A 16,450-nucleotide genomic window follows, 5' to 3' on the forward strand; every position below is an offset into this window, starting at 1 on the left:
AATCGACAGATCCGCACAGAAACAATCAGCAGCGGGCAAACCGGGGCGGTGCCGGACGGCGCAGGGCGGCACATCCACCGGGCTCGCCACGCTGGACGGGCTGGAACGGCCACCACGCCACCCTCTATGCTTCACCACGTTTTCCCGCGTGGTTCCCGCCCCCACCCAGGCGCTCCACCCGGCGGCCTGTCCGACCCCACCTGTTCACGACAATCTTCACAGCGGGAGCGAGCGGTGAGCGGTACCTCCGAAGGGCCGAGGCCCCCGGCAGGCGGAATCTCCGGCTCCGCCCCCTCCCCGGTCACGGAACGTCACGCGGCGGGACCCACAGCCTCCGAGCTGCGCGACTACCGGGCCGCCTTCCGGGTCACCACCCTCCCCATGGCCGTCGTCGACGCGCAGGGCCTGATCGTCCGCGCCAACGACTCGCTCGGCGGGCTGCTGGGCACCGACCCCGCCGCCCTCGCCGCACGGTCCGCGTCCGACCTGGTCGACTTCGCGTCGGACGGCCGCGCCTGGCACGCGTACCGCGAGGTGCTGCGCGGCCGGCGCTCCCGGTTCCGCTGCACCCGCCGGCTCAAGCATCCCGACGGGCACTCCCTGTGGGCCGAGATCACCGTCGTACCGATGACCGGCACCACCGAAGCCGAAGCCGACGCCGACGCCGTCCCCGCCGCGGACACCGCGGGCGCGGGCCCCGCGCCCGGCCGGGTGCTGCTCTCGGTGGCGGACATCAGCGACCGGCACGAGCTCCAGACGCGGCTGCGCCACCTCCAGGTACACGATCCGGTGACCCGGCTGCCGAACCGGACGCTGTTCTTCGAGCGGCTCTCGGCGGCGCTGGAGACCCCGCCGTACCAGGACGACTCGATGCTGCCCCGGCACGGCCGTATCGGACTCTGCTATCTGGACCTGGACGGGTTCAAGGCGGTCAACGACACCCTGGGGCACCGCATCGGCGACCGGCTGCTCGCGGCCGTCGCCGGGCGGCTGACCGACTGCGCCGGGAGCGGGTCCCAGCACCGCGGCGGCAGCCATCTGGTGGCCCGTCTGGGCGGTGACGAGTTCGCGATCCTGGTCGAGGACTCCGCGGGCACGGAGCAGCTCACCGAGCTGGCCCGTACGCTCCTCACCGCGATCCAGCGGCCCTTCGACCTGGCCGGGCAGCGGCTCTCGGTCTCCGCGTCGATCGGCGTGGTGGAACGGGCCGTGGCGGGAACCTCGCCCACCGGTCTGATGCAGGCCGCCGACACCACGCTGTACTGGGCGAAGGCGGACGGCAAGGCGCGCTGGACCCTCTTCGACCCCGAGCGCAACGCCCACCGCATGACCCGTCAGGCGCTCACCTCGACGCTCCGGCCCGCCGTGGAGCGCGGTGAGTTCACGCTGGAGTACCAGCCGCTGGTCGGCATGACCGACGGCATCGTGCACGGGGTGGAGGCCCTGGTGCGCTGGCACCACCCGCAGTTCGGGGTGCTGGCGCCGAACCGGTTCATCGCGATCGCCGAGGAGGACGGCTCGATCGTCCAGCTGGGCCGGTGGGTGCTGCGCACCGCGTGCCGGCAGGCGCGGCGCTGGCAGCTGGACCACCCGGAACAGCCGCCGCTGTTCATCAGCGTCAATGTGGCCGTGCGGCAGGTCTGGGACTCCGATCTGGTCGCCGACGTGGCGGAGATCCTGGAGGACACCGGGCTGGAGCCGGGCCTGCTGCAGCTGGAGCTGACCGAGTCCGCGGTGATGGGTTCGGCCGGCCGCCCGCTGCGGGCGCTCCAGGAGCTCAGCGACATGGGCGTGCGGATCGCCATCGACGACTTCGGCACCGGCTACTCGAACCTGGCCTATCTGAGCCGGCTGCCCGTCTCCGTACTGAAGCTGGACGGCTCCTTCGTCCGGGGCTTCCGTTACGACGACGGCGCCCACCCCAGCCCCGCCGACGAGACGATCGTCGAGGCGATGGTGCAACTGGCGCACCGGCTGGGGCTGACGGTCACCGCGGAGTGCGTGGAGACGGCGGGGCAGGCGGAACGGCTGCGGAGGATCGGCTGCGACACGGGGCAGGGGTGGCTGTACTCACGGGCGGTGTCGCCGGAGCGGATCGCCGGGCTGATCCGCACCCGACCGGTGCCGTGAGACCCGTATGCCCGGTGGGATCCGTGTGGCGGGTGAGACCCGCGAGCCCCTTGGGACCCGTGCGGTCGACGGGACTCATGTGGCCAGTGGGACCTGTGTGGCCGCCGGGCCCCGTGGGCTCCGCGAGCCCGGTGAGCCCGGTGAGCCCGGCAGGCCCGGCAGGCCCGGCAGGCCCGGCAGGCCGGGCGAAAGCCGTCCGGGGCTCACCGGGCCCACGCGGGCGGCCGGGTCAGGAAGGCAGTCCGTACGCGTCCGCGATCAGGTCGTAGCTGCGCAGCCGGGCCTCACCGCCATGGGCGTTGGCCGTGATCATCAGCTCGTCCGCGCCGGTGCGCTCGGCCAGGGCGTCGAGGCCCGCGCGGACCTCGTCCGCGGTGCCGTGGATGACATTGGCGAGCCAGCCGTCGACGAACTCCCGCTCCATGGGGCTGAAGGCGTACGCCTCCGCCTCCTCGGGGCTCGGGACCAGCCCCGGGCGGCCGGTGCGCAGGCGGACCATCGACAGGGCGCCGGTGAGCACCTGGCGGCGGGCCTCGCGCTCCTCGTCGGCGGCCATGGCCGAGACACCGATCAGGGCGTACGGGGCGTCGAGCGCCGCGGAGGGCTTGAAGGACTCGCGGTAGAGGTCCAGGGCCGGAACGGTGTTCTGGGCCGAGAAGTGGTGGGCGAAGGCGAACGGCAGGCCGAGGACACCGGCCAGGCGGGCGCTGAAGCCGGAGGAGCCCAGCAGCCAGACGGGCGGCCGGGCCGGGGACTGCACGCCGCCGGGCGCGGTCGCCTGCACCGGGCCGGGCACGGCGTGGATCCGGGCGTACGGGTGGCCGTCGGGGAAGTCGTCGTCCAGGAACCGGATCAGCTCGGCGAGCTGCTGCGGGAAGTCATCGGCACCCTCGCCCGGCCGGTCGGTGCGGCGCAGCGCGGCGGCGGTCGCGCCGTCCGTGCCGGGGGCACGGCCCAGGCCCAGGTCGATGCGGCCGGGGGCCATGGCCTCCAGCGTGCCGAACTGTTCGGCGATGACCAGCGGGGCGTGGTTGGGCAGCATCACCCCGCCGGAGCCGAGCCGGATGCGCTCGGTGCGGGCGGCGAGGTGCGCCAGGATTACGGCCGGGGAGGACGAGGCGACCCCGGGCATGGAGTGGTGCTCGGCGACCCAGAAGCGGTGGAAGCCGCGGCGTTCGGTCAACTGGGCGATGTCCACGCTGGTGCGCAGCGCCTGGGTCGCGGTGCGGCCCTGCCCCACGGTCACCAGGTCGAGCACGGACAGGGGCACGGAAGCCGTTCCGCCTGCGGTGCCGCGAATCTCGTCGCCTCGGATCTCGTCCACGTGTCGGCCTCTCCCGGTGGTGCTGTCGCGTATCGGAAGAAGGAAACAGGAGGATGGCTCCGCTTATTCCCGGGAGCCTGCCCGCTACTCCCGGACCTCGATCCCCCGGGTGTCCCAGTTCCCGGGCGGCGGTACGCGGGTGGCGAAGAGCGTGCCGAGCTTCGGTGACCAGGCCCGGCGGTCCGCCAGCCGCAGCCCTTCCCAGACCGTCACCTGGTTCGCCGTGAGGACCGGCTTGCCGAGCAGTTCCTCCAGCTCGGGGATGTACGCGGCGGTGTGCAGGGCCGTGTCCGGGAGCAGCACCGCCTCCGCGTCCGGATGGTCCCCGCCGACCGCCAGTTCCTTCAGCAGCTCCACATCCCAGGCGCCGGCCTCCCGCGCCGTGATGATGCCGCTGCCCCGGGTGGCGACCACCTCGATCTCCCCGGCCTTCAGGAAACCGGCGAAGAGCCCGGCGATCTCCTCCGGGTAGGTCGCGGCCACCGCGACCCGCCGGGCGCCCAGCTCCCGTACCGCGTGGACGAAGGCGAAGGAGGTGCTGGACGCCGGCATGCCCGCGGCACGGGCGAGGGTGGCGATCTGTTCGTGGGCGCCGTCCCAGCCGTACACGAAGCTTCCGCCGGTGCAGGCCCAGACGAGCGCTTCGGCGCCCGCCAGCCGCAGCTCCTCCACCCCGGCGGTGAGCCGGTCGGGGGCGCCCAGCTCGCGCAGTTCCTCGACGCGCCGGGCGTCCTCGCCGGTCTCGGTGGGGAACAGCGGGAGTCTGATGTCGCTGTCGAGCATGATCTCGATCCGCGGGAAGTCGTCCTCGGCGGAGTGGCCCGGGTAGAGAAGTCCAACGGTCGTCATGTCCACCCTTCCTTTTTCGTCCGGTCCTTCGTGTCCGGCGCCGGAGGCGGGGCGAGCGGTCGCCCGAGCGGCGTGTCCCACTGCTGCCCCGGCCACTTCCCAGTATTCCCCCAGCGGGCGCATCCTTCTCGGCACCTGCCGGGCGCCGCGGACGGCGGTAGGTTGGGTGGCGAGCGTGGCCGATCCGTGCATCCCCGATGTCGCGAAGGGGTGACTCAGCGATGCCAGGACCCGTCCTTCTCGTTCTCGACTCCGATCCGTCGCCGCGCCTGGGCAGGCTGACCGGCCGGGTCGTGGTGCGGTACGCGAACGAGGAGAACCTGGCCGAACGGCTCCCCCTCGCGGATGTCCTGCTGGTCTGGGACGCCGCCTCCGACGCGGTCCGTACGGCCTGGCCCGGCGCGGGGCCGCGGCCCGGCTGGGTGCATACGGCGAGCGCGGGCGTGGACCGGCTGCTCTGCCCGGAACTGACCGCGTCCGGCACCCTGGTCACCAACGCGCGGGGCGTCTTCGAGCGGCCGGTCGCCGAGTACGCGGCGGCCCTGGTGCTCGCCTTCGCCAAGGACCTCCCCGGCACGCTGGAGCACCAGCGCCGGCGGCTCCGGCACCGGCGGGAGGGGCAGCTGACCACCGGGTCGCGGGCGGTGGTCGTCGGCGCCGGGCCGATCGGGCGGGAGATCACCAGGCTGCTGCACGGTCTCGGCGTCCAGGTCGCGCTGGTGGCCCGTACCGCGCGGCGCACCATCCACGGCGTCGGGGATCTGGACCGGCTGGCCGCCCGTGCCGACTGGGTGATCTGCGCGGCGCCCCTGACCGGGACGACGCGCGGGATGTTCGACGCGCGCTTCTTCGGGCTGATGCAGCCCTCGGCGCACTTCATCAACGTGGGGCGCGGCCCGTTGGTCGTGCGGAGCGAGCTGGTGGACGCGCTGCGCAGACGGTGGATCGCCGGAGCGGCGCTGAATGTGTTCCAGGACGAGGAGCCGGGGCCGGACAGCGAGCTGTGGGACGTGCCGGGGCTGCTCCTGTCGCCGCATCTGAGCGGGGACACGGCGGGCTGGCGGGACCGGCTGGGCGAGCAGTTCGTGCGGATGTACGAACTGTGGGCGGCCGGGGAGCCGTTGCCGAACGTCGTGGACAAGCGGCTCGGCTACGTCCCTTCCACGGACCTGCCGACGGAGTTGCCGACGGAGTTGCCGACGGGCGGGCCCACAGACACGTCCACGGACCTGTCCTCGGGCCCGCCACCGGAGTTGCCGGCGGACCCGCCCCTGGATCCGCCCGCCTCCCGGCATGACGGACGGTCATGAACCCCGCCTCCAGAGGGACACGCACCGCACACCTCCTGTGGCACTCCACCCCCATCGGGGCACGGGAAGGTCACCCTCCGGCCACTTTTCGGTTACATGCGGCCCGCTTCCTGCATAGACGTACGGGATCGGGCAGGCGTTCACCCTGTCCGGACCGTTCGATCCCTCCAGGAGATTGCGAACCATGGCCGACTTCCCGAATCTTTCCCGTCGCGGTTTCCTCAACAGAACGGCGGCCGTGGGCGGAGCGCTCGTCGTTCCCGGTCTGCTGGCCGCGTGCAGCAAGACCGATGCCGGTGCCGCGAGCGGCGAGGGCGCACTCGACAAGCTCCGCAAGCAGGGCTTCGTACGGGTCGCGTACGCCAACGAGGCCCCCTACGGCTATCTGGAGGGCAAGGAGCTCAAGGGCGAGGCACCCACCCTGCACCGGGAGGTCTTCAAGGCGCTGGGCGTCGACGAGCTGAAGCCCACCCTCTCCGAGTGGGACGGCCTGATACCTGGACTCCAGGCCGGGAAGTACGACGTGGTCAGCGCGGGCATGGCGATCACCCCCGAGCGGTGTGCCAACGCCATCTTCTCCGAACCGGAGTTCATCTCGCCGACCGCGCTGATGGTCAAGAAGGGCAACCCGGAGAAGATCACCGACCTGGCCTCCGCGAAGGCCGCCGGAATCACCATCGGAGTGATGTCGGGCGCGGTCGAGGGCTCGTACGCCAAGGGCGCGGGCATCCCCGAGGGCAGGATCAAGACGTTCCAGAAGCCGCAGGACGGCGCGGACGCGGTCAAGGGCGGCCGGATCGACGCCTTCCTGCTGACCGGCATCTCGCTGCGCTGGCTGGCGAAGACCAACCCCACCACCGAGGTCACCGAGGCCTTCGTCCCGGAGCTGAACGGCAAGCAGCAGTTCTCGCCGGGCGGCGCGGTGTTCCGCCAGGGCAACGAGGAGCTGCGGGACGCCTTCAACCGCGAGCTGAAGAAGATCGTCTCGGACCGGTCCCGCTATGTGAGCCTGCTGACGGAGTACGGGTTCGGGGCGGCCGAGATCCCGCCGGCCACGCTGAGAACCGCAGATCTGTGCAAGGGCTGACGGGGCGGTCCCATACGCATGAGTGACTTCTTCTCCACTCTCGTCGACGAGTTCCCCCAGGTCCGCGCCGGCCTGTGGGTGACCCTCCAGGCCACCGCCCTGGGCGCCCTGCTGGCGCTCGCCCTGTCGTTCCTGCTGGGTCTGATGGCGGGCAGCCGTCTCCTCCTGGTACGCGGGGTCTCCCGGGTCGTCGTGGAGTTCTTCCGCGGCACCTCGCTCTACATCCAGCTGTTCTGGCTCTACTACGCGATGCCGCCGCTGACCGGCTACGAACTGACGCCACTGCTCTGCGGAGTCGTCGCCTTCGGCCTCAACTACGGGGCGTACGGCGCCGAGATCGTGCGCGGCGCCGTCAACTCCGTACCGCGCGGGCAGTACGAGGCGGCGCTCGCGCTCAACCTCAGCCCCGCCCGGCGCATGCGGAAGGTGATCCTGCCGCAGGCCTGGGTGCAGATGATCCCGTCCTTCACCAATCTGCTGATCCAGCTGCTGAAGTGCACCCCCCTGCTGTGGCTGATCTCCGCGGCCGACCTGATGACCGTCATCCAGCAGCTGCGCGACCGTACGGGTGAGACCCTCACCGCGTATCTGACGCTGCTGGCCGTCTACTTCGTGCTGGCCTACGCGCTGACCCTGCTGATGAACCTGCTGGAGCGGACCGCCAAGCGGCGGCTCGGCCTGGCGACCGGCGCGGGCAGCCTGTTCAGGAGCCGCAGCGCGGCCACCACCACCGTCGGAGGTACCCGGTGAACGGCTTCGACTGGAACGCCGCCGGGGAGGTCCTGCCCCTGCTCCTCGAAGGGTTCGAGGTCACCCTGCTCGCGACCGTGCTCGGCACCCTCGTGGCGGCGGTCCTGGGGCTGGCCGTCGCGGTGGCCGGACGGGCGCCGAGCAGGTTCGTGACGGTCCCGGTGCGGGTCGTCATGGAGTTCGTCCGCTCCACCCCGCTGCTCGTCCAGCTGGTCGGCGCGGCGGCCCTGTTCACCTCGGTGGAGCCGCTGACCATCGGCATCGTGGTGCTGGGCATCCACTACGCCGCGTACACCTCCGAGGTGTACCGGGCCGGGATCGACGGCGTACCGAAGGGCCAGTGGGAGGCCTGCCGCGCGCTGTCGCTGACACCCCGGCGGACCTGGCAGGCCGTGATCCTGCCGCAGGCGGTGCGCAATGTGCTGCCCGCCCTCGGGAACTACGCGATCTCGATGTTCAAGGAGACCCCGTTCCTCGCCGTGATCACGGTGCACGAGATGGTCTTCGAGGCCCGGCAGTACGGGGCCGAGAACTTCGGGTACTACACCGAGGCGTTCACGCTCGCCGGCCTGATCTTCCTGGTCGCGAGCTACCCCACGTCGCTGTTGATGAGAAAGCTGGAGAAGCGCCTTGGCCACTGAACCCCTCCCCCTGCAGAAGACCGCGGCCACGGCCCCCGACAGCACGGCCACCGCGGCGGACGGCGCGGCCCCGGTGATCCCGGACACCGCCCCTCCGCTGGTCCGCTTCGACGGTGTCGTGAAGCGGTACGGCGACCACGTGGTCCTGGACCACCTGGACTTCACCGTGCGGCGCGGCGAGCACGTCACCCTGATCGGCCCCAGCGGCTCCGGCAAGACCACGATCCTGCGGCTGCTGATGACGCTGGAGAAGGTCAGCGACGGGGTGATCTGGGTGAACGGCTCCCCGCTGTCGCACGTCCGCACCCCCGGCGGATCGCTGAAACCGGCCGGTGAGAAGCAGCTGCGCGAGTCCCGGAAGAAGATCGGGATGGTCTTCCAGCAGTTCAACCTCTTCCCGAACATGAAGGTGCTCCAGAACATCACCGAGGCCCCCATCAGCGTGCTCGGCAAGGACCGCGACGAGGCGGAGGCCCGCGCCCGTGAGCTGCTCGACCTGGTCGGGCTCTCCGGCAAGGTCGACGCGCACCCCTCCCAGCTCTCCGGCGGCCAGCAGCAGCGGGTGGCCATCGCGCGGGCGCTGGCGATGGAGCCGGAGATCCTGCTGCTCGACGAGGTGACCTCGGCGCTCGACCCGGAACTGGTGGCGGGGGTACTGGACCTGCTCGGCGACATCGCCAGGAACACCGACATCACGATGCTCTGTGTGACCCACGAGATGAACTTCGCCCGTGATGTCTCGAAGAAGGTACTGATGTTCGACGCGGGCCGGGTGGTGGAGGCCGGCACCCCGGAAAAAATCTTTACCGATCCGGAGCACGAACGTACGCGCGAGTTTCTCAACGCGGTGCTGTGACCTCGCCCTTGAGGCCACGCCAATGACCTTGGCACATGCCTCACGGATGCGCCCCGGCTGACGGCGCCGGGGCGCGTCCGGGAACTCTTCGACAGCCGCCCGTCAGGCTCGTCCTGGCCACTATCGTGGGACAAAAGCTTGCGGTCACAACCTGGTAGGGGGAAACCGTGGTGCTGAAACCCGAGCCGACCGCTCCGTTCCACGCGGTGGTGCACGCCCTTCGCGTGCTCGAGACGGTCTCCCGACACGGCGACGGTGTGACCGACGCCCAGATCTCCCGCGAGACGGGACTGCCGCCCGGCCGCCTCGCCTCACTGCTCCTGACGCTGCGCCGCGAGGGGTACGTCGAGCAGATCACCGACGGCGCCTATGTCGTCGGTGCCGCACTGCTGCTGCTCGGCTCCGGGGCGGCCCGCCGCCAGGCGCTGGAGACCAGGCTCCAGCAGAGCCTGACGCAGCTGCGCGACTCGGTCGGCGCGGCGGTCTACCTGAGCAGATACGTCGACGGGGAGATCCAGGTCACACAGGTGGCCGATGGCCCCCTGACGCCCGCCGTGAACGAATGGGTGGACTTCCGCTCCGCGGCGCACGCCAGCGCGGTCGGCAAGTGCCTGCTGGCCCAGCTCGACCAGAACGGCCGCCGCGACCACATCTCCCGGCACAGGACGCCCCGGCTCACCTCGCGGACGATCACCAACGAGAAGATCCTCTTCTCCAAGCTGGACGCCCAGCCGGCGACGGTCCCGGTGCTGGACCTCCAGGAGTACGCGGTGGGCACGGTCTGTGCGGCGGTGCCGCTGACGGCCGGTTCCTCGGCGGGCTGCCTGGCGCTGTCCCTGCCGGTGGAGGACATGCACCGGCTGCGGTCCGCGGCACAGACACTGAACCGGCGGGCCGCTCCGGTGCTGCTGTCGATGGCGCTGTAGCCCCGGGCCGGGCGGTGCCGGCCGGTGGCTGCGGGCGGTGCCGGCCGGTGGCTGCGGGCGGTGCCGGCCGGTGGCTGCGGGCGGTGCCGGCCGGTGGCTGCGGGCGGGTGTCATCAGCACCCCCGGAGACCAGGTATTATTTTCGAGTCAGCAGGCGCCGTTAGCTCAGTTGGTTAGAGCAGCTGACTCTTAATCAGCGGGTCCGGGGTTCGAGTCCCTGACGGCGCACAGACACCACCTTGGGTGCCCTCCGTATCACGGAGGGCACCCAAGGTGTTTTCCATGGCCGGGGCCGCTCCCGGGCGGGATGTCCGCCGCCGTGTCCAGCAGGGTGTACGCGCCGCTGCGGGCGGCGTCCCACCACACCGGGTCCGCACAGCTCAGCCCCTCGCGGCGCAGCTCCACGCGGTGGACCTTGTTCGTCGCCGTGACCGGCATCCGCCCGACGATCCGTATGTACCGGGGCGCCATCTTCGTCCCCAGGTCCGGCTGGGCGCCCAGGAAGGCGGCGAAGGCGGCCGGGTCGAACGCCGCTCCGGGGCGGAGGGCGAGGGCCGCCATCACCTGGTCACCGGTCACCGGGTCCGGCACCGCGTAGACCGCCACCGCCGCCGCGTCCTCCCAGCGGGCCAGGATGTTCTCGATCATCGCGGCGGCGAGGTTCTCGCTGTCGACCCGGAGCCGGTCGTCGGTGCGGCCCGCGAAGTAGAGGAAGCCCCCGGCGTCCCGGTAGAAGAGGTCCCCGGTCCAGTACCAGCCGCCGCGCGCCCGCTCGGCGTCCGCCTCCGGGTTGCGCCAGTAGCCCTCGAAGGGGGTGGTGCCCCGGTTGACCAGCTCCCCGATGGCTGCGGACCCGTTCAGCAGCCGCCCGTGCCCGTCGAACACCGCGGCCTCCCGCTCCTCGCCGGTGGCGGGGTCGACGACGGCGAGATCGTCGCCGGGCGCCGCCCGGCCGACCGCGCCCGCCGGGGTGCCGGGACCGCGCTGGATGGCCGCGCCACCCTCGGAGGAGCCGTACCCCTCGACGAGCGGCACCCCGAACCGCTCCCGGAAGCGGGCGGTGTCCGTGGCTCCCGCCTCGGTGCCGAAGCCGAGCCGCAGCGAGTGGTCCCGGTCCTCGGGGCGCTCCGGGGTGGCCAGCAGATACTGCACGGCGCGGCCGACGTAGGTGAAGTAGGTGGCCCCGTACGCGCGCACGTCGTCGAGGAAGCCGGAGGCCGAGAAGCGGCGGCGCAGGGCGACGGCGGCGCCGCCCGCCAGCGCGGGGGCCCAGTCGGCCAGCACCGCGTTGCCGTGGAACATGGGCATGCAGATGTAGTGCACGTCGTCGGGCCGCACGCCGAAGTGGGCCGCCAGCGACCGTCCGGCCCCGGCCAGCCGTCCCTGGGTGCAGATCGCCGCCTTGGGCGCCCCGGTCGACCCGGAGGTGAAGTACAGAAGCATCCGGCTGCCGGTGTGCACGGACGCGAGGACCGCCTCACCCGGACGCGCCCCGGCGTAGGGGGCGAGCAGTTCCGCGTAGGCGTCGGTGTCGGTGACCAGCACCCGTACGCCCGGCAGTACGAGACCGTCGAGCAGCGGCAGGTGCGCGGTCTCGGTGATCAGTACGCGGGCGTCGGTGTGCAGGATGTCGCGGGCCAGTTCGGGCCCGCGCCGGGTGGGGTTGATCCCGGCGACGGCGGCCCCGGCCAGGGCCGCCGCGCTCAACCACAGGGGGAATTCAGGAGTGTTGTCGAGCAGCACCCCGATATGCGGTTCGCTGCCCGCCGGCAGCAGATCCACCAGGAGTGCGGCCCGCGCGGCGGCGCCGGAGGCGACCTGGTGATGACTGAGCACGGCGGCTTCGTGCTTCAGCCCCGGCCGGTGGTCGCCCCATTGGCGCTGTACGAGCTCCGCGACGGTGCCGGTACTCCTCATGGCCCCGCACAGTAACTGACAATCCGTCAGAACTTAACGTCCGAGCAGGCGTAGAACGCGTTCGGGGTGTCCGCGACGTTCCAGACGGCCAGGATGATGTGCTTGCCGTTCTTCTGGGTGGGGATCGTGCCCTGGTGGGTCAGCGTCGCCGGAGGCTGCTTGTTCCCGTACGGCACGGTCATGAACGGCTGTGATTCCAGGGCGGCCCGGGTGAGGGGCTTCGTCGAGTCCCAGCCGTCCTTGGTGATGTAGTACCGGAAGTCGCTCGTCGAGTGACGGGCGGTGAACTGCCAGCGGAAGCTGTAACCCTGTCCGCCGGTGACCTGGGTGGCGGGCCAGTTGCCGCCGCGCGGGTCGTCCAGCTGGGCGAATCCGCTGTTGCCGCTGGCGCAGATCTTGCCGTCGGCCGGACCCGCCGCCGGGAAGCCCTTCGGCCCCTCGACACTCTGCGGCTCCCACTGGATGCTGCCGCAGCCGGTCACCGTGCCGTTGGCACAGAGCTTCTGACGGCTGATGGGGGAATCCGTGTAGCCATGGCTGCTGGCGCTGCTCGTCGCGAGCACCGAAGCACCCGCAATCGCCAGGCCGACCACGGCCGCGCTTGCCCTTTTCCGCATTGCTGTCGCTCCTCAAGAACGTGGGGGATGTTCCATGAGCACTGCTCGACCGGTGCGCGCGTGTCGTGCGGTCTAGACCAAGGTCTAGATTATTGACGCGACGTGAACATGTCCAGACCAATGGGAGTCGGATTCCGAATCGCCGTTCCGGCTGCGTCCCGCCTTCCTCAGGACCCGTCCCCACCTCCGCGCCCTGTGTAGAAAGCCACCGTCAGATCCTTGACCAGCGCCTTCCGTTCGTAGTCGTCGAGCTCCACGATGCCCCGCGAGGTCAGCCGGTTGACGGTGTCGTCGACCGCGTCCACGACCGAAGTCAGCACGCTGTCGCGGTGCTTGGCGTCGATCGCGGCGACCCGGCGGCGCTGCATCGCCGCCGCGACATCGGGGGCGTACTCGATCCCGGTCGGCTGCGCCGAGTACACCTCGACGCCCACGGGCTCGCAGTCCGCCTTGAGCATCAGGGTCAGCGCGTCCCCCACGGCCTCCGCGTCGCGCAGGGTCGGGGCGTCCTCGTGGAAGGCGTCGGCGGGCAGCTGCGAGAGCACCCGGGCCATGGCGGACTCGACCTGCTCGCGCAGATACTCCTCGTGGTTCGCGACCCCGAGGGTGGCCCGCACGGTGTCCTTGATCCGCCAGACGACCAGGACGACCACGCGCAGCGCCGTACCGTCCGCGTCCACGGCGGGCAGCGGCTCGCTGCGCCAGTGCCGCAGCCGTACGTCGACACGGCGGCGCAGCAGCAGCGGGGAGACCCAGAGCAGGCCGGTGCGCCGGACGCTCCCCCGGTAGTCGCCGAAGAGGGTCAGCACCCAGGCGTAGCCGACCCGGCCCCGGCCGAGGCCGCCGAGCGCGAAGAGCACCACGGTCACCAGCAGGGCGAACACGGCCCAGACGCCGATGCCGATGCCGTCGTACGGACGGGAGCCGATGCCGAGCCGGGCGAGCGCGGCGGCGGGCAGCGCCCCCACCCACCACAGGGCGACGAGGCCCGCGCCGAGCCCGAGGGCGCCGGTCAGCAGCGCCACCCAGCCCGGCAGCACCGGACCGGGGCGCTCCGCGAGGCGGGGGTCCCCGACCGGGGCGGGCCGGGTGGGTGCCCGCACCCCCCGGGTCCGCGCGGGTTCCTGCCGCGGAGCCGGGTGGCGCGGCGGGGGCTGGGAACGGGACGAGCGCGGCACGGGGGGCCGCCGCCCCCCGGACGCCCGGTCCCCGGGGGGCTGGTCTCCGGGGGGCTGGTCTCCGGGGGGCTGGTCTCCGGGGGACTGCCTTCCGGGCACCGCCGCGGGGAACGCGGTGGCGTCGGCGTGTTCCCGGTCGTCGCGGAAGAGCAGGTGGACGGGGATGGAGGCGGTGGTCTCGTTGGCGATGACGGAGTGCCGCCGGCCGGTCTGCCGGCGCGTTTCGGCCGCGGCCCCCTGCCCGGCCCCGGCCGTGATGGGCAGGGTCACGGAGGTGACCGCGGCCTCCGGCGCCCCGTCGCCGAACGCGGACGGACCGTCAGCGCCCCGCACCGGTACGGAGACCGTGGCCGACGCGGCGCCGAGCGTGGAGACGACGGCCTGCCCGGGGGCGAGGTCCAGGACGAGATCCACGCTCCCGTCCCCGGTGCCGCCGCCGGACCCGGTGCCGCCGCCGGACCCGTCCCCCTTCCCGGCCCTGCCCGCGTTCCCGGCGCCGTCCCCCTTCCCGACGCCGTTCCCCGTCCGGTTCCCGGCCCCGTCGCCGTTCCCTGCCCCCTTTCCGTTCCCGGCCCCGTCGGGGGACTTCCCGCCCGGGAACTCCACGGACGTGGACTCCTCGGCCGGGACGGTCCCGGCCTCGGGACGGTGCCGTTCCGTCCGGTCCGGCTGCCCGGAGTGTCGGTTCTCTTCCGCGTTCACCGGTTCCCGTTCCTTTCCGTCCTCCGGGGGTCCGGAGCTGTCCGCCGCCGTAGGTCGCATTCCCGCCTCCGTCATGTCCGTTCCGTCACGCGAAGAGCCGGCGCCAGGTCTCCGGGCCGGGGTATCCGTCCGCCGCGGTGCCGCGCCAGCCCTGGGCCCGCTGGAAGGCCTCGATGTTGCGGCGGTCCGCCTCGCCCCACCGCGGCCCCGGGCCCGATGCGTACTGCTTTCCGTAGCCCTTCTTCACCAACTGTTTGCCGAGCCGCTCGACATGGCTGTTGGACTGCCCCGGCTTGAAATAGCCACGCCCGGGGAACACGGCGGCCGTATTCGGGCTGCCGCCCGCGCCGGAGGCGGGGATGCCGCGCCCGGTGCCGTTCACCAGGAGGCGCCAGGTGTGCGGGCCGGGGCGGCCGTCGGCCTCCTTGCCCTTCCAGCCCTGCGCCTTCTGGAACGCCTGGGTCGCGCGCTTGTCCGCGTCGCCCCAGCGGGGTCCCGGGCCCACCGTGTAGAAACGTTTCCCGCCCCGCTCGATCAGCATCTTCCCGAGCTGGGTGACGTACTTGTTGTCGGCGCCGGGGCCGAACTTCCCGGCACCCGGGAAGCCCGTGGACGATCCACTGCCGCCCGACCCGCCGGTCAGGCCCTTGTAGCGGTACGCCACGTAGCGGTCGGAGTTGTTCCAGTACGCCATGGGGGTCGCCTGCTTGCGCGTCTTCGGGCGCGCCTGCTCGTAGGCGATGTACTGCTTGTGCGTGTGGTCGGTCCAGCCGCCGAAGATCGTGACGTGGGAGCCCCTGGACGGGTCGGCCGGGTTGTGGAAGAGCAGCATGTCGCCGGGCTGGAGCTCCGAGCGGGAGATCCGTGTGCCGTACGCGGCGAGGCTCCCGGTCCATTCGTTGCCGCCGAGGTTCCAGGCCATCGACACGAAGCCGGAGCAGTCCTGGCGGTACCCGTCCGACCAGTACTTCTCCATGCTGTACGGGACCTTCGCGGACACCCACTTCTTGGCCCGGTTGATGATGTCGGCCCGGGTGGTCCTGCGCAGGCCCGACGTGGCGGACGGTGGTCCGGACGCCCCGGCGCCCTTCAGCGGTCCCGTCTCGCCCTGCGGGGTGGCCGGTTCGGGATCGGCGCTCTCGTCCGTCCGGGCGGATCCGGTGGCGTGGCCGGCCGCGACCGCCGCCTCGACGGCTCCGCCGGACAGGCACACCCCGGCGGCGGTGACCAGGGCCAGCGCACGGCGTGCGCCGTGCGCCGCCGGGTGGCCGCCGTGGCGTACCGGCAGGGCCCCGGCGGCGGTGCGCCGCCGCACGGCACACCCCGCACAGGTGCAGTCGATGGTGGGTTCGTACTCCTCGAAGACCGGCACAGTCATGCGATTCCCCTCCGCACTCGTCAAGATCTTTGGGCGCATCTGCAACGGGCGTCAGTGTCTCAACCCTCCTGACATATCGCATTTTGACGGACCAATGAGAAAAAACGACGATCTGACGGGGCGTGGCGGCTGGGAAATGGTTCTGAGCACGCCCGGAGGTCGGGTAGAGTTCTCCAGGTCAGCAGGCGCCGTTAGCTCAGTTGGTTAGAGCAGCTGACTCTTAATCAGCGGGTCCGGGGTTCGAGTCCCTGACGGCGCACGCATGGTCAAGGCCTCCTCACTCAACGTGAGGGGGCCTTGTTCGTTTGCCGCCGCTTCCGACCGTCGCACACGGAGCGTGTCGCACCCGAGGTGCACACACGGCCCCCTCACGGGATTCACATCATCACCGGGCAGTAACCGGGCGGTCGCAGGGTGCTCATGACCATGTCTGCACAGCCCCTCCACAGGGGCCACCCAAATTGCGCATATGGCCGGTAAGCATCTTGTTTCACCCTTGCGAGAACGCCCGAGGTCGGCCAACCTGTCTGGGTGCCGACGGCTTCGCGGAAGCGGCGCCGGAGGCTTCAAGGGGGCCTTTTCTCCGACCAGTTGGGGCAACAGAGCGTGACAGTCCGGTTGTGCGCACCGCGGGGTGGGAGCCTCGCCCAGGAACGAATACCGAGAGGGCGTCATGCAACCGGAAGGCCGCACTTCCCTGTCTGTGGGGGAACGGTGGCCACCCACGAAGTGCGTGCGCGGTGAACGACCGGGGGACCCACCGCACACGAAGTGACCGACCGATC

The 16,450-nt window shown here is 71.7% G+C and carries 13 protein-coding genes and 2 tRNA genes; 9 read left to right on the forward strand and 6 right to left on the reverse strand.

What is annotated here, in order from left to right:
• The first annotated feature begins 234 nt into the window (after positions 1-234).
• The gene (locus ACIGJO_RS19240; RefSeq protein ID WP_399959450.1) at positions 235-2,130 is read left to right on the forward strand and encodes a putative bifunctional diguanylate cyclase/phosphodiesterase; all 1,896 of its coding nucleotides are present in this window, start codon (positions 235-237) and stop codon (positions 2,128-2,130) included.
• Positions 2,131-2,359: 229 nt separating this feature from the next.
• Here the strand turns inward: ACIGJO_RS19240 and ACIGJO_RS19245 are convergent, their stop codons facing one another.
• Entirely contained in the window at positions 2,360-3,454 is a 1,095-nt protein-coding gene (locus ACIGJO_RS19245; RefSeq protein ID WP_399959452.1) for an LLM class flavin-dependent oxidoreductase, read from the reverse strand.
• A gap of 84 nt (positions 3,455-3,538) precedes the next feature.
• Complete coding sequence (locus ACIGJO_RS19250; RefSeq protein WP_399959455.1) at positions 3,539-4,303, reverse strand: decarboxylase; 765 nt, start codon at positions 4,301-4,303, stop codon at positions 3,539-3,541.
• A gap of 221 nt (positions 4,304-4,524) precedes the next feature.
• Here ACIGJO_RS19250 and ACIGJO_RS19255 point away from each other — a divergent pair, with 221 nt between their 5' ends.
• From ACIGJO_RS19255 to ACIGJO_RS19285, 7 genes are all read left to right on the forward strand, one after another.
• Positions 4,525-5,613, forward strand: coding sequence for a D-2-hydroxyacid dehydrogenase (locus ACIGJO_RS19255; RefSeq protein ID WP_399959457.1), 1,089 nt, complete (start codon positions 4,525-4,527; stop codon positions 5,611-5,613).
• A 184-nt stretch (positions 5,614-5,797) separates the two neighbouring features.
• Positions 5,798-6,700 carry an ectoine/hydroxyectoine ABC transporter substrate-binding protein EhuB gene (ehuB, locus tag ACIGJO_RS19260; RefSeq protein ID WP_399959459.1) on the forward strand — a complete coding sequence of 301 codons (903 nt, stop codon included), beginning with the start codon at positions 5,798-5,800 and terminating at the stop codon, positions 6,698-6,700.
• 18 nt (positions 6,701-6,718) lie between these two features.
• Positions 6,719-7,450: an ectoine/hydroxyectoine ABC transporter permease subunit EhuC gene (ehuC, locus tag ACIGJO_RS19265; protein ID WP_399959461.1), complete on the forward strand. Its 732-nt coding sequence runs from the start codon at positions 6,719-6,721 to the stop codon at positions 7,448-7,450.
• Positions 7,447-8,091 (forward strand): ectoine/hydroxyectoine ABC transporter permease subunit EhuD, encoded by a 645-nt coding sequence (gene ehuD, locus ACIGJO_RS19270; RefSeq protein WP_399959463.1) that lies wholly within the window; start codon positions 7,447-7,449, stop codon positions 8,089-8,091. The genes ehuC and ehuD overlap by 4 nt, the downstream gene beginning before the upstream one ends.
• On the forward strand, positions 8,081-8,947 hold the full coding sequence (ehuA, locus tag ACIGJO_RS19275) for an ectoine/hydroxyectoine ABC transporter ATP-binding protein EhuA (RefSeq protein ID WP_399959465.1): 867 nt from the start codon (positions 8,081-8,083) through the stop codon (positions 8,945-8,947). The genes ehuD and ehuA overlap by 11 nt, the downstream gene beginning before the upstream one ends.
• 167 nt (positions 8,948-9,114) lie before the next feature.
• Positions 9,115-9,873, forward strand: a complete 759-nt coding sequence (locus tag ACIGJO_RS19280; protein WP_399959467.1) for an IclR family transcriptional regulator — start codon at positions 9,115-9,117, stop codon at positions 9,871-9,873.
• A gap of 154 nt (positions 9,874-10,027) precedes the next feature.
• Positions 10,028-10,101 (forward strand) — tRNA-Lys (locus ACIGJO_RS19285).
• A 27-nt stretch (positions 10,102-10,128) separates the two neighbouring features.
• Here ACIGJO_RS19285 and ACIGJO_RS19290 read toward each other — a convergent pair.
• From ACIGJO_RS19290 to ACIGJO_RS19305, 4 genes are all read right to left on the reverse strand, one after another.
• The gene (locus ACIGJO_RS19290) at positions 10,129-11,790 is read right to left on the reverse strand and encodes an AMP-binding protein (protein WP_399959470.1); all 1,662 of its coding nucleotides are present in this window, start codon (positions 11,788-11,790) and stop codon (positions 10,129-10,131) included.
• Positions 11,791-11,816: 26 nt separating this feature from the next.
• Positions 11,817-12,407: a lytic polysaccharide monooxygenase gene (locus tag ACIGJO_RS19295; RefSeq protein ID WP_399959472.1), complete on the reverse strand. Its 591-nt coding sequence runs from the start codon at positions 12,405-12,407 to the stop codon at positions 11,817-11,819.
• A gap of 167 nt (positions 12,408-12,574) precedes the next feature.
• Positions 12,575-14,347, reverse strand: a complete 1,773-nt coding sequence (locus ACIGJO_RS19300; protein ID WP_399959474.1) for an SPFH domain-containing protein — start codon at positions 14,345-14,347, stop codon at positions 12,575-12,577.
• A gap of 25 nt (positions 14,348-14,372) precedes the next feature.
• Positions 14,373-15,665: a peptidoglycan-binding protein gene (locus tag ACIGJO_RS19305; RefSeq protein WP_399959476.1), complete on the reverse strand. Its 1,293-nt coding sequence runs from the start codon at positions 15,663-15,665 to the stop codon at positions 14,373-14,375.
• 185 nt (positions 15,666-15,850) lie between these two features.
• On the opposite strand from ACIGJO_RS19305, the gene ACIGJO_RS19310 reads away from it, so the two are divergent.
• Positions 15,851-15,924 (forward strand) — tRNA-Lys (locus tag ACIGJO_RS19310).
• The last annotated feature ends 526 nt before the right edge of the window (positions 15,925-16,450 follow it).

Origin of the sequence: Streptomyces sp. NPDC079020, assembly GCF_044542225.1 — a bacterium.
GTDB lineage: Bacteria > Actinomycetota > Actinomycetes > Streptomycetales > Streptomycetaceae > Streptomyces.

What these genes read in the sequence shown, in the direction of transcription:
- ACIGJO_RS19250 (WP_399959455.1), bottom strand. Translation starts at nt 4,303, where the DNA reads ATGACGACCGTTGGACTTCTCTACCCGGGCCACTCCGCCGAGGACGAC.
- ACIGJO_RS19255 (WP_399959457.1), top strand. Translation starts at nt 4,525, where the DNA reads ATGCCAGGACCCGTCCTTCTCGTTCTCGACTCCGATCCGTCGCCGCGC.
- ehuB (WP_399959459.1), top strand. Translation starts at nt 5,798, where the DNA reads ATGGCCGACTTCCCGAATCTTTCCCGTCGCGGTTTCCTCAACAGAACG.
- ehuC (WP_399959461.1), top strand. Translation starts at nt 6,719, where the DNA reads ATGAGTGACTTCTTCTCCACTCTCGTCGACGAGTTCCCCCAGGTCCGC.
- ACIGJO_RS19290 (WP_399959470.1), bottom strand. Translation starts at nt 11,790, where the DNA reads ATGAGGAGTACCGGCACCGTCGCGGAGCTCGTACAGCGCCAATGGGGC.
- ACIGJO_RS19295 (WP_399959472.1), bottom strand. Translation starts at nt 12,407, where the DNA reads ATGCGGAAAAGGGCAAGCGCGGCCGTGGTCGGCCTGGCGATTGCGGGT.
- ACIGJO_RS19300 (WP_399959474.1), bottom strand. Translation starts at nt 14,347, where the DNA reads ATGCGACCTACGGCGGCGGACAGCTCCGGACCCCCGGAGGACGGAAAG.
- ACIGJO_RS19305 (WP_399959476.1), bottom strand. Translation starts at nt 15,665, where the DNA reads ATGACTGTGCCGGTCTTCGAGGAGTACGAACCCACCATCGACTGCACC.